We start from the raw sequence: 12691 nt of genomic DNA, 5'->3' as shown, positions 1-12691 counted from the left end.
TTATGTTCCTTTAGAATGCGCGCTTCTCCGGAATCGCCCAGGTGGCGAAATTGGTAGACGCGCCAGGTTCAGGTCCTGGTGGTGGCAACACTGTGGAGGTTCGAGTCCTCTCCTGGGCACCAAAAAAGCGATTCCGGGCAAAGAAGCCATAGAAGCAACAGAGAGCCGCACGACCATCGGGTTTGCGGCTTTTTTGTTGCCGTACCAACGAGATGCACAACGTACTGCATCCCGCCCTCGACCGAAAGACGCTGATTACAGAAAGCGTTCGGCATTCGCGATATCAAGTTTCAACGCCGGAAGTTCCGAACGCTTCATCCGCCCAAGCACGAATGCCCGCTTGACCTTGGGAACGCCGGACAGAACGGCCATCGTGAATTCGACGTCCGAAGCGACGTCACTGCTCGATTCGTCGAGCACAACGTTCAACGTACTCAGGCGTAGCCGTGTACGCTCGAAACGGAAGTATCGCTCCGGATCATCCAGCACCTTGCAGAGAGCCTGGAGTTCGTGCTCCAGGACTTCCTGCGAACTGCCCAGTTCATCCAGCAGCCGCTCGTTTTCGAGGAGCGCGGACTCCAGTTTCATGTGTTCCGCGCTCTCCGGAGCCGCCTCGAAAACAGACCCGAGCCCCGGCCCTTGCTGTTGCAGGAGACGTAGCCTGGCACGAATCAGGTTACGGCTATCCTCGAGTTCCAAACGCTCCGAACGCACTTCCGAAATCTCGGTCATCGCCTGGGCAACGAGATATTCGAACGACTGCGCCCCGAGCAAGCGCCTGACCTCCTGATCCGTGTGACCGCAGATTCTCATTCGCGGCACGGAGAAGTCGATGACGGCTTGCGTGGCGTCCTGCCTGATGACATCACCGCGCAGAGATAACCCCTGAACATGTCGTTCATTGTAGGTCATCCCGAGAATGATGTGGGCTTGCTCCAGTTCCGGATATTTCCCGAAAAAGGTTCGCAGATTGCGCGAGCGCCCCAAGGCGCCGGACAAATCCTCCGGTCTGGCGAAAAATGCGCGCAATGCCGGTTCTGTTGCCCAATTGGCAACCGAAACATCTATTTCCGGAGGAAGATCCGCCAGTTTCGTACGGAGGTAGTCAACACTGCGAGCCACCGGCCCGCGCAGTCTTTCCAGATAATCATCGACGAGTTTCAGGCGCGGATTGGTCAGCGTCACCGCTTTCTCAACTGCCCTCGCCAGAATTTCGTCGGTGGGCTCGTCGGAGCTGAACTGCTCCGATCGGTTTTTGAACCAGTCAAGCAGCCCCATGATTTACCCGTGCCTCAGTATTTCCGCTCAACGAAAGCAGAAAACCGGCGTAACGCCGGTTTTCGGGACGAATGACCGAGGCTTGCACGAACTACTGGAACGGGTGGCGACGCAAAATCGTCTCGTCGCGCTCCGGTCCGGTCGAAACGATGTCGATCGGCATTTCACACAATGCCTCGATTCGCTGGAGATAGGCCCGCGCCGCGGCGGGGAGCGCGTCGAACGATTTCACGCCAACGGTCGATTCGCTCCATCCCGGCAAGGTCTCGAACACCGGCTCGCAACCGGCGACATCGTCCGCACCCATCGGCAACAAATCAACGACGCCTCCATGCAACCGGTAGCCCGTGCAGATCTTCAGTTCCGGGAGGCCGTCGAGCACGTCCAGCTTGGTGATGCACAAACCGGTCACGCCGTTGATCTGGGCCGAACGCTTGAGCGCAGGTACGTCGAACCAGCCGCAACGACGCTTGCGTCCGGTGACCGTGCCGAATTCCCGCCCCTTTTGCGACATCTGGTACCCCGGCGTTCCGGCAGTTTCGATATCCAGTTCGCTCGGGAACGGACCACCGCCAACACGCGTGCAGTAAGCCTTGGTGATTCCCAGCACGTAGTTCAACATGCAGGCACCGACGCCGGATCCGGCCGAAGCCTGGCCCGCCACACAGTTCGACGAGGTAACGAACGGATAGGTACCGTGATCGATATCGAGCAAGGCGCCTTGCGCACCTTCGAACAGCAGGTTGAATCCCGCCTTGTTGACCGCGTGCAACGCCGCAGAGACGTCTGCAACCATGGGCTTGATCTGCTCGGCGTCGGCCATCGCCCGCGTCAGCACTTCGTCATAATCGACAGCTTCCGCGCCAAGATACTTGGTCAGCACGAAGTTATGGTAGTCAAGGTTTTCCTTGAGCTTCTCGGCGAAGCGCTCGGGATAAAAGAGGTCATAGACGCGCAACGCCCGCCGCGCCACCTTGTCTTCATACGTTGGCCCGATCCCCTTGCCGGTCGTCCCGATACGCGTATCGGCACTTTTCACCGCTTCGCGCGCGCGGTCCAGCGCCGAGTGATAGGGGAGAATCAACGGACATCCCGGGCTGATCTTCAGGCGGGAGCGCACCTCGATCCCGCCAGCTTCCAATTCCTTGATTTCGTGGAGCAGGTGGTGCGTGTCCAGCACGACGCCGTTGCCAATGTAGCAATTGACGCCATCACGCACGATTCCCGACGGGACGAGATTCAGCTTGTACACCTTTTCGCCGACAACCAGAGTGTGCCCGGCGTTGTGCCCTCCTTGAAAACGCACGACGCCTTTGGCGTGATCCGTCAGCCAGTCGACGATCTTGCCTTTCCCCTCGTCCCCCCACTGGGTCCCCACTACGATAACGTTCTTGGCCATTTTCAATTATTCTCCGTCAGCAGTCTCGATAATCCATTGTCCGTCGCGCTCGACCAATCGTTTGCCACAAACGGGCCCCTCACACCGCGACTCGCCGGGCAAAAGCTCCACCACGATCTCACCAGCTCCGCGCAGGGCGGCAATCCGCTGGGATAGAGCCGGGTTACCCGAAGCATACGGAGCCAGGATGGCCGTTTTCGGCGCGTCCTCTCTGTTTAACCGGGCGATTTCGCGCAAATCCATCGAAAAACCCGTTGCCGGGCGATCACGCCCGAACGCCTGGCCGACACCATCGTAGCGTCCGCCTTGCGCGATCGCACTAGGAAAGCCTGGGAAATAGGCGGAAAAAACAATACCGTTGTGATAGTTGTAACCGCGCAGATCGGCCAGGTCGAATGACAAACGCAATTCCGGCATGGCGGCCTGCAGGTCTCGCATGGTTTTCAGGGCCGACTCGATTTCCGGCAGCGCTGGCAGTACGGAAGCGGCTCGCTCGAACAACTCCGCCCCGCCGTAGAGTTCCGGCAAGCGAAGTAACGCCGAGCGATACGGTTCTGCCACCGCAACGCAGCAATCGGCAAGCCCCGGTACATCCTTGCTTTGAAGCAATTGCAGGATGCGTAATTCTAGATCCTCAGACAACGAGGCCGCTTTCACCAGCGCCCGGAATACCCCGACATGGCTGATGTCGACTCGCGATGCTGGCACGCCCGCTGCGACAAGCGACTCCGCCATGAGGCGAATGACTTCAATATCAGCCTCGATCCCGGCAAACCCGTAGATCTCCGCCCCAAGTTGAATAGGTTCGCGACTCGCCGCCAGCGACGCAGGAAGCGTATGCAACACACTGTCGCAGTAGCAGAGCCGAGTAACACCTTGTCGATTGAGCAGATGAGCATCGATTCGTGCTACCTGCGGAGTCATGTCGGCACGCAGCCCAAGCGTTCGCCCGGAAAGCTGATCGACCAGCTTGAAAGTACGCAGTTTCAGGTCCGATGCGGTCCCCGTAAGCAGCGAGTCCAGATATTCAAGCATCGGCGGCATGACATGCTCGTAGCCATGAACGCGGAACAGATCAAGGACGGTGCGCCTGAGCCGTTCGATTCGCGCAGCTTCATGAGGCAACGCATCGGCAATATGTTCGGGAAGAAGCCAGTTCATTGAAAAACCATCAAAATAATTAACCCAAGCGCCATCGAGGCGAGACCGACAAAACGAATCTGGCCGTCAGTAAACTGAATCAGGCGGCGAAATGTCTCACGCCAGACCGCCGGCGCGACAAAAGGCATCAATCCTTCGAGGACGAGCATCAACGCGAAGGCAAGCAGCAACGAGGCATTCATTATTTACCCGCGTGCTCGCCTCCCCGGCCCATGCTCTTCATGTACTTGAAGAAGTCAGAATTGGGCTCTACGACGATGACGTCGGATTTCCCCTTGAAGCTGTTGCGATAGGCCTCCAAGCTCCTGTAGAACGCGTAGAACTCGGGGTTCTGGTTGAACGCCTGAGAGTAGGTGGCCGCCGCTTTCGCATCCCCCTCGCCCTTGACTTTCTGGGCATCGCGATAAGCCTCCGCGACGATCACCTCACGCTGCTTGTCGGCATCGGCACGAATTTTCTCCGCTTCCGCGGCGCCTTCGGAACGCAGTTCGTTGGCAACACGCTTCCGCTCCGCTTCCATCCGCCGGTAGACCGATTCGCTAACCTCAGTCGGCAAATCAACACGCTTCACACGAACGTCGATAATCTGGACGCCGATCTTGCGCGCATCCTGGTCAGCCTTCTCGCGCATCTGTTCCATGATCTGGTCACGCTCACCGGATACAACATCATGCACGGTGCGTTTGCCGAATTCCTCACGCAAGCCTGCATTGACGGTCTGCGACAATCGGGTTTTTGCGCGAGCCTCGTCACCCGCGACGGAGACGTAGTACAGTTTCGGATCGACGATACGCCACTTGACGAAGGAATCGACGAGGACGTTCTTCTTCTCCGAAGTGATGTAGCGCTCGGGCTCCGAAGTATCCAGCGTGAGAATACGCTTATCGAAGTAGCGAACGTTCTGAATCAGCGGCCACTTGAAGTAAAGGCCGGGTTCTGAAAGAACATCACGCACTTCTCCCAACTGGAAGACGATCGCATATTGCCGCTGATCAACGGTGAAGATCGACGTTCCCAGAACGGCAATGATCGCAGCGAGGATGCCTATCGAAAAATTCAGACCTGCTCTCATCAACGAGCCTCCCTGTCTCTTGAACGCAAGGCGTCACGGGAACGCGTATCGGCCCTATCAGCCGGCACGAACACCTCCCCTCCAACACCTTGCCTTGAGGAACCGATGGCATCACCTGCCACGCCACTCATTTGTGGAACAGTTGCGCCCGATGCCTGCATCAGCTTGTCGAGCGGCAAGTACAGCAGATTGCCCTGCCCTTTCACATCGACCATAACCTTGCTCGTATTCGAATAAACCTGCTGCATCGTCTCGAGATACAGGCGATTGCGAGTTACTTCCGGCGCCTTCGCATACTCTGAATTCAACTGCCTGAAACGACTGGCGTCACCTTCGGCCATGGCAATCAGCCGCTGCTTGTAACCTTCCGCTTCCTGAAAAAGGCGAGCGGCGGTTCCCCTCGCTTTCGGGATTACATCATTCGCATACGCCTGGCCTTCATTTTTCTGACGCTCTCTGTCCTGACCCGCTTTTACCGCATCGTCAAATGCCGCTTGAACCTGTTCGGGAGGCTGCGCATTCTGCATCGTAACTTTGGAGATCAGAATACCTGTTTCATAACGGTCGAGAATCGTCTGCATAAGCTCGGCCGCCTTGACGGCGATCTGCTCACGCCCCTCGTAGAGCACGAAATCCATCCGGTTCTTGCCGACGATCTCACGGATTGCCGTCTCTGCAACCTGCATAACCGCCTCGTCCGGCCCCCTGTTATTGAAAACGTAGTCGACAGGGTCTTTCAAAATGTACTGGACCGCGAACTGGATATTGATGATGTTTTCATCATCGGTAAGCATCAGCGCTTCTTTGAGAACCTTGTTCTTCTCGCTGCCGCGATAGCCAACTTCAAGCGTTCGAACCCCGGAAATATTCACAAGTTCATGCGACTGGATCGGATAAGGCAAACGCCAACGCAACCCCGACTCGGTGCTTTCCTTGTATCGCCCGAATTGCAGCACGATTCCGCGCTGGGATGCATCGACAATGTAAAAACCGCTTCCGAGCCATACCAGCAACACGAGCACGACCAATAAGCCAATGCCACCGCCGAGAAATCTCGGATTGATCTCGACAGGAGGCTCGCCACTTCCCCCACCATCCCCATTACCACCAGCACGCTTGTTGCCGAGGAACCCGGAGAGCTTTTTATTGAGGTCGCGCCACAACTCCTCAAGATCCGGCGGGCCCTGATTGGGTCGCCGGCCGCCTCCATTATCACTGCCGCGATTTCCCCACTGCGGGTCGTTAAGCGACATAAGCACTCCAATGGTCTATTCGTAGAGGGAACCTGACGTCAAATCGCCAGGGACAAATCTGTGCCAGTTTTATCTGACCGTTCGCGAGAAGAACGAACCCTATCCATTGCAATTTCAGCAAGTGCATCACGCAGGAAGCTCATGCCATCTCCGTTTTTTGCACTAAGCCGAACCTTCGAAATTCTACCATACTCGTCTTTCTCGACGCCCGGCGGTAAATCCGTCAGATCAAGCTTGTTCATCACCAACAACTGAGGCACCTGGCTCGCGCCGATTTCTTCCAAAACCTTATTTACCTCGGCCCGCTGGCGCTCTCTCGCCGGACTTGCACAATCAATCACGTGCAACAGCACGTCAGCATCAGCCGTCGCTTCGAGGGTTGCATGAAAAGCAGCGACCAACTCGTGAGGCAGATCCCGAATAAAACCCACCGTATCGGAAATCACGATATTGCCCGCATCGCCGATCCAGAGCCGCCGGGAAGTCGTATCGAGCGTCGCGAATAGTTGATCCGCCGCATAAGCCCCTGCATGCGTCAGGGCATTAAACAGCGTCGACTTGCCCGCATTGGTATACCCTACAAGCGAGACACTAAGCACGTCGCCCCGGGATCTTGCCTTGCGCTGCACTTTCCGTTGCCGCTGAAGTCGACCAAGCCGCTCGCGCAATACCTTCACCCGGTTGCCAAGCAACCGCCTGTCGGTTTCGAGCTGGGTCTCGCCCGGACCGCGCAAGCCAATACCACCCTTCTGTCGCTCAAGGTGAGTCCACCCTCGAACGAGGCGCGTTGCCAAATGGTCAAGCTGAGCCAGCTCGACCTGCAGTTTTCCTTCGGAACTCTGCGCCCGTTGCGCAAAGATATCGAGAATCAGACTGGTACGATCGATGACCCGGCACTGCAGTGATCGCTCAAGGTTTCTTTCCTGCGCAGGGGACAGCTCATGATTGAACACCACAAGCTCACCTTGGGATGCAGACACTTCCGCCGCGATCTCCAAGACCTTTCCCTTGCCAGCGTACGTTGCCGGATCCGGACTTTGCCTTCGACCGCCGACCACGCCGCACACCTCGGCACCAGCCGACTCCACGAGCAGACGAACCTCTTCAAGACGCTCGTCGCAGTCGCCCTCTCCAAAGTCGAGTTGAACGATGACAACCCGCTCGCCACCCGCGTGCCGGTCAAACATGACACAAACTCACAGCACCCCGAACGGGCAACCGACGAAAGCCGAAAACAGCCGGTGGGTGATCAAGCAAGGCCGATGCTGAAGAAAAAATTGCACTACTCAGCGCTATTGCCATCCTGTTGAATACTGATCGGACGCGAGGGCACCACAGTGGAAATAGCGTGCTTGTAAACCATTTGTGTAACGGTATTCTTCAGCAGCACCACGTACTGATCGAACGACTCGACCTGCCCTTGTAACTTAATCCCGTTAACCAAATAGATCGAAACAGGAACATGCTCGCGACGCAACACGTTCAGGAAGGGGTCTTGTAACAGTTGCCCTTTATTACTCATGGTTCATACTCCATGTCTAATTGTTAGCACGATTTTTAAGCTTAATTGATTTTCAGAACGTTGGCTACAGACAGACCACTGGACCACAAACTCGTTCAATTAAAAAAGTCTTGAAAAAAATAAAAACATCTATATAATGCGTGTCTTCGTTGCTGCAGCGCGCCCGTAGCTCAGTTGGATAGAGTACTTGGCTACGAACCAAGGGGTCGGGCGTTCGAATCGCTCCGGGCGCGCCAATTCAGCGAAAAATCAATCAAGCCAGTCTTATGACTGGCTTTTTTGCTTTATGGTTCCAGCCAACCGGAACTCAGTCCAGCATATTATGGGGGAGCTGATCATTTGACACGCCCTGGTCAGGGCACCAAAAAAAGCGGCCCCGTAATAGACGCCTTGTGTTGCAAGGGATTGGCGGGCGGAGGCCGGAAAAAATCGGCGCCGCGCATTTGCGACGGTTTTTATCGGAACTGCTTAAAAAATGGTCGGATTTGCACGAAATTTGGTCTACGTGCGTTAAATAAATGGCCGCATTTTAAATTCCCCAAAAAAAAGTAACGCGGCACTGGCTGTATACATATAGGCGGTCAGCTACATCCTTCTTCCAGACCAGACGACGCGACCAATTATCGCCATATCGTCGCCCCCTCCTTCCTGATCAATCATCCACGGCTCAAAGGCTGTGTTATCGCTGGTTACGCGGATTTTTCGGCCCGGCATCACCTGCAGGCGCTTCACGAGCAGCGCATCGCCCAAGCGCAGGATGTAGATACCCTCCCGATCAGGCCTGGACGCCCGACTATCCACCAGGATGACATCCCCGGCCCGTAAGGTCGGCTCCATCGAATCGCCATGCACGCGGATCAGCCAGAGATCCTGCGGGCGAGCGCCCAGCTCGTGGCGAATCCACTCTTCCTTGAACATCAGGGCATCATCAGCCATCGCGTGGCCATTGACGACGCCGTAGCCGGCAGCGGCGCGGATCTCCGAATAAAGCGGAATTGCAACATAGTCGGCCCGCGCCTCCCCTGTGCCTTGCGGGGCCGAAGGCTCTGGCCGCGCATAGCCTCCATCAGCAAGGGAAGAGCGCGTCTTCGGCAAACGACCGGTGGCCAACCAATCTACGGTGACCCCTCCTGCATTGGCCATAGAAACAAGATTTGACGTGTTCGGCTGAGCCCCTTGCAGATACTTCCTCAGAAGGCTTTCACCAAAGCCACACTCCTTCGCAAACCACGACACTTTTTGGTCTCCGATGATCTCTGCGATGCGCTTTGCCACAGCGTCACTTTCTGCCGATGGAATGTGACGCGACGGTGCTGAAGAAAGTGACGTTGTCACTTTCTCTGGAACCTCAGTGTTCACGCGGTTCACCGCCATTTATTACTCCTTTGGCAAAAAAAAGAATGTGACGCGAAAATAAATCGCCTTTTCGTGTTGACTTGTCGCACTTAACGGCGAATAATTCGCACAACACAAAGAAACAAAGAGAAAGGTTAAGCGATGAAATCGAGATTGTCCAAGGCGCGATGCGATAAGGCGCTGGCGCAGTTTCACCGAACGGGGACGACGATGACGGCCTGGGCGCTGGAACATGGTTTTTCCCCTTCGATGGTGCATGAGATTTTGAAGGGTAGACGCCCCTGCCACCGTGGCAAGTCGCACAAGATTGCCGTCCTTCTGGGGCTGAAGGACGGCGTGATCGAGGAGGAATGAGATGGGCATGCCACGCACCTTGATGGTCAAACACACCGTCACGTACACGGAATCTCCCCTGTTGGAACTGGCCAATCTACCCGGAGAGGGGGCGGAACTGACCCCGGCAGATGCACGAGCGATTGCGGCCGCGTTGCTGGCCGCGGCCGATGACTGCGAAGTACTTCACACGACGGTGCGACTCTATGGGCCCGTGCGCCGCCAGTACTCAATAGAGAAGGCACACGAACCGCTCATTGCCTGGGCCAATCAAATGCACCGCCAAGCACTCGTTGGAGAGCAACTCCAGCGCCAATCCAGTCTTCCGCAACGCGCGCCGATGGCTATTCCTCAATCGTTGATTGAAGCGACCAGACAGAAGCGCGCAGCGAGTCGACTTCGTCGGCAACAGGCCCAAGATCATACGGCTCCTGATGCGATCCCGCCCGCATCTGAGCCGAGCAATCCTGCAAAGCGCCCACCAGATGAAGCAGATCCAGCGCTTTCGCCTGATGCAACGCCTTAGCCATCGCCATATAAGCCCATTCCAGCGCGTAAACCTTGTCTTCTAGTGCATCGAAGCTATGTGCAATTTCTTTTCCCATGAGGCGTCTCCCGTGAAATTGATGGATATGCAAGTTGGTAGCCTGCCTAGCCATTCTAGCGGAGCGGCGGGACGCCTCCCCCTTATCGAGAAGTGCCATGAAAGCGCTTGATCCTTCCAAGGGCTGGTACACGGCCCAGGAACTGGCCGGGTTACCGGGAATGCCAGAGAGTTACTCTGCGGTGATTCGTTCTGCGAAAAAAAATTTGTGGGCAAATCGCACCAAAGTGCGCGGCAAAGGCACTGAATACGCCCTGCGTTCACTCCCCGAGGCGACCCAACGCCACATTCTCGGCCTCGCCTTCGCTGCGCCGACCGCCCTACCCGCTGTCGCCGAAACGTCCCCGCTACCCGCCGTGAAGGCCCCCTCCAATGCGGTCACCGTTCGTGGCCAGGTGCGCCGGAAGCGCGACGAAACCTCCCTGGACGACAGCCAGCGGGCCTATCGCGACGGTGCCGTGGTGCTCTGCCGGGCGGTTGAGGCGGCGATGGCTGCGACGGATTGTTCGATCAAGCGGGCCTGCCATGAACTGGCGGGACGGTTGGTGGCCGGCGAGGCGCGGCCGGAATTGCTCTACGCCGCCGGTGTTACCTACGTAAAACCGCGCCGCAATGCGCCTTCTTTCGGCGGTGTCGAGGCGCTGGCCGCCCGCCTGCAGCGGATGATGGCCTTCTTCGAGCAGGGGCGGCTGGCCGGTGATGTCGGTCTGTTCCTGGTCGCCGGGAAACGCGAGAAGGAAGGCCATAACCCGGTGCATATCGCCGCCTTCCTGCGTTTTTACTGCCATCCCTCGCGCCCGCCGGTGTCCGAAGCGTACCGGCAGATGAAGACGTGGCTGGTACAGCAAGGGATCGACGTGCCGTCCTATTCGACGGTGACGCGCATCGAAAAGAGCCTGCCGGTCACGCTGAAGTATCGCGGCCGGGTCACCGGAAGCGAGTGGCGCGGCCTCAAACCCTACGTCGATCGCGACGTGTCGATGTTCCACGCCAACGATATCTGGGTTGGCGACGGGCACAGTTTCAAGGCCAAGGTGCAGCACCCGATCCACGGCCAGCCCTTCACGCCGGAAATCACCTTCATCCTGGACTGGGTCAGCCGCAAGATCGTCGGCTGGTCGGTGGCCCTTTCGGAATCGACCGTGGCGGTGTCGGATGCTTTCCGCCACGCCCAGCTGGTGACCCGCGCCCGGCCGCTGGTTTATTACAGCGACAACGGCAGCGGCCAGACCGGCAAGATGATCGATTGCCCGATCGCCGGAACGCTGGCACGGCAAGGGATTGCCCACGAAACCGGCATTCCGGGCAACCCGCAGGGGCGCGGCATCCTGGAGCGGTTGTGGCAGGTGACGCTGATTCCGCTGGCGCGCACCTACCCCACCTGCACCTGGCGCGGGGCCGACCAGAACCATACGACGAAGATGCTGAAGCTCTTGAACCGCAAGGATCAGGGCGGGATCGTCATCCCCTCGTTCCGGCAGCTGCTCGACGACGTGGAGAAGTGCGTCGCCCGGTACAACCTGGAGCACGAGCACCGGGAACTGAAGGGCAACACGCCGGAAGACGAGTACCAGGCGAAGCTCGACCGCGACTCGATCCAGTTCGGCCCGTCGGACAACGAGATTCACGCCCTGTGGATGCCGGAGGAGGTTAGAAAGCCGCAGCGCGGCAAGGTCAGCCTGTTCGGCAACGAGTATTTCAAGCGCGACCTCGTCGACGTGCTGCGCGAGGGGGAGAAGGTGCGCGTGCGCTACGACTTGCACGACGCCGGCAAGGTCTGGCTGCTGACGCTCGACGGGGTGTTCCTGGGCGAGGCGCTGTGGAACGGCAACAGCGTCGCCGCCTTCCCGGTGCCGAAGATGGACAGGCTGCGCGCCGACCGCGCGGCCGGCAAGGTCAAGCGCGGCGAGGAAATCATCAAGGAAGCGCAGGCCGAGCTGGGCGAGGTCATCGACCTGGCCCCGGCCGTGACGATGCCGGTGGCGCAGCCGGATTACATGCCGGTGCCGGTGGACGAGGACGAAGCGCCGGAAAAAACGATGAGCCACGAGGAGATGGTGCGCTGGCTGTACGGACCGAAGGATGCGGACGACGAGGAAGGAAGCAGCGACGCGGCGTCCGGGGAGAACGCGGCCCGGTAAAAACCGGCGCCGTTTAACGCGACGATTTTTCTACAACAGCAACAAGAAAGGAAGACGCATGAAACAGCATTTCGTCAAAACGGAGAACCACCGGCTACTGATGGCCGCCGTCTCGTTCATGGAAGAGCGCGGCAGTCCGAGCGCCTGCCTGTGCCTGCTGCACGGCGAGCCGGGCGTGGGCAAGACGCGCAACATCAGCCATTGGGGCGCGGCCTCCGGGGCCGTGCTGGTCAAGGGGCACGTCGGCATGAACTGAGGTAGGTCGTCAACCGTAGAGTCCAACGGGTTAAGCGGCTATCTGTTTTGCATGGTATTGCTGGGTGAATTGTGCCGGCGACAGATAGCCCAGTCTCGCCTGCTTACGAATTCGGTTGTAGAAGATTTCAATGTACTCGGTGATTTCCTGCCGGGCCTGTGTGCGCGTAGTAAAGCGCCTGTGATGCACCAACTCGTTTTTCAGGGAACCCCAGAAACTCTCCATCGGCGCGTTGTCCCAACAATTGCCCTTGCGGCTCATGGAAGCTTGCATGCCGAATTGTTGCAGTTGCTTTCGATAAGCGTGGGCGCAGTAC

The 12691-nt window shown here is 57.8% G+C and carries 14 protein-coding genes and 2 tRNA genes; 5 read left to right on the top strand and 11 right to left on the bottom strand.

Translation table 11 applies throughout. The features are described from left to right. Positions 1-35 precede the first annotated feature (35 nt). Positions 36-122, top strand: a tRNA-Leu gene (locus BO74_RS07795). Positions 123-255: 133 nt separating this feature from the next. Here BO74_RS07795 and BO74_RS07790 read toward each other — a convergent pair. The 8 genes from BO74_RS07790 to hfq all read right to left on the bottom strand — a co-directional run bounded on the left by BO74_RS07790 (position 256) and on the right by hfq (position 7685). Continuing rightward, on the bottom strand, positions 256-1278 hold the full coding sequence (locus BO74_RS07790) for a hypothetical protein (protein WP_496441307.1): 1023 nt from the start codon (positions 1276-1278) through the stop codon (positions 256-258). 91 nt (positions 1279-1369) lie between these two features. Next, positions 1370-2677: an adenylosuccinate synthase gene (locus tag BO74_RS07785; RefSeq protein WP_496441305.1), complete on the bottom strand. Its 1308-nt coding sequence runs from the start codon at positions 2675-2677 to the stop codon at positions 1370-1372. Between the two features lie 6 nt (positions 2678-2683). Beyond that, positions 2684-3838 (bottom strand): ATP phosphoribosyltransferase regulatory subunit, encoded by a 1155-nt coding sequence (locus tag BO74_RS07780; RefSeq protein WP_496441303.1) that lies wholly within the window; start codon positions 3836-3838, stop codon positions 2684-2686. Next, the gene (locus BO74_RS07775; protein ID WP_496441302.1) at positions 3835-4020 is read right to left on the bottom strand and encodes a DUF2065 domain-containing protein; all 186 of its coding nucleotides are present in this window, start codon (positions 4018-4020) and stop codon (positions 3835-3837) included. The genes BO74_RS07780 and BO74_RS07775 overlap by 4 nt, the downstream gene beginning before the upstream one ends. Next, complete coding sequence (gene hflC / locus BO74_RS07770) at positions 4020-4910, bottom strand: protease modulator HflC (RefSeq protein WP_496441300.1); 891 nt, start codon at positions 4908-4910, stop codon at positions 4020-4022. Before hflC ends, BO74_RS07775 begins: the two co-directional genes overlap by 1 nt. Continuing rightward, positions 4910-6163: an FtsH protease activity modulator HflK gene (gene hflK / locus BO74_RS07765; RefSeq protein WP_496441298.1), complete on the bottom strand. Its 1254-nt coding sequence runs from the start codon at positions 6161-6163 to the stop codon at positions 4910-4912. Before hflK ends, hflC begins: the two co-directional genes overlap by 1 nt. 38 nt (positions 6164-6201) lie before the next feature. Then, positions 6202-7350: a ribosome rescue GTPase HflX gene (hflX, locus tag BO74_RS07760; protein WP_496441297.1), complete on the bottom strand. Its 1149-nt coding sequence runs from the start codon at positions 7348-7350 to the stop codon at positions 6202-6204. Positions 7351-7445: 95 nt separating this feature from the next. Continuing rightward, the gene (gene hfq / locus BO74_RS07755) at positions 7446-7685 is read right to left on the bottom strand and encodes an RNA chaperone Hfq (protein ID WP_496441296.1); all 240 of its coding nucleotides are present in this window, start codon (positions 7683-7685) and stop codon (positions 7446-7448) included. 159 nt (positions 7686-7844) lie between these two features. On the opposite strand from hfq, the gene BO74_RS07750 reads away from it, so the two are divergent. After that, a tRNA-Arg gene (locus tag BO74_RS07750) sits at positions 7845-7921 on the top strand. 349 nt (positions 7922-8270) lie between these two features. Here BO74_RS07750 and BO74_RS07745 read toward each other — a convergent pair. After that, entirely contained in the window at positions 8271-9059 is a 789-nt protein-coding gene (locus BO74_RS07745; protein WP_496441295.1) for a S24 family peptidase, read from the bottom strand. Positions 9060-9182: 123 nt separating this feature from the next. Here BO74_RS07745 and BO74_RS07740 point away from each other — a divergent pair, with 123 nt between their 5' ends. After that, positions 9183-9395 (top strand): DNA-binding protein, encoded by a 213-nt coding sequence (locus tag BO74_RS07740; RefSeq protein WP_496441294.1) that lies wholly within the window; start codon positions 9183-9185, stop codon positions 9393-9395. A 323-nt stretch (positions 9396-9718) separates the two neighbouring features. Here the strand turns inward: BO74_RS07740 and BO74_RS07735 are convergent, their stop codons facing one another. Then, complete coding sequence (locus BO74_RS07735) at positions 9719-9979, bottom strand: hypothetical protein (RefSeq protein ID WP_496441293.1); 261 nt, start codon at positions 9977-9979, stop codon at positions 9719-9721. Positions 9980-10076: 97 nt separating this feature from the next. Between BO74_RS07735 and BO74_RS07730 the strand changes: the two genes are divergently transcribed. Both BO74_RS07730 and BO74_RS07725 read left to right on the top strand, forming a co-directional pair. Then, positions 10077-12119, top strand: a complete 2043-nt coding sequence (locus BO74_RS07730) for a transposase (RefSeq protein ID WP_496441292.1) — start codon at positions 10077-10079, stop codon at positions 12117-12119. A 58-nt stretch (positions 12120-12177) separates the two neighbouring features. Continuing rightward, positions 12178-12375: a hypothetical protein gene (locus tag BO74_RS07725; RefSeq protein WP_496441291.1), complete on the top strand. Its 198-nt coding sequence runs from the start codon at positions 12178-12180 to the stop codon at positions 12373-12375. Between the two features lie 30 nt (positions 12376-12405). Here the strand turns inward: BO74_RS07725 and BO74_RS07720 are convergent. Next, positions 12406-12691 (bottom strand): IS3 family transposase (locus tag BO74_RS07720; RefSeq protein WP_496441289.1); only part of this gene is annotated, 286 nt, incomplete at its 5' end.

This window comes from Propionivibrio pelophilus DSM 12018, assembly GCF_059569095.1.
The sequence above is the reverse complement of the archived record's forward strand: the minus strand, read 5'-3'. Positions and strand labels throughout refer to the sequence as shown.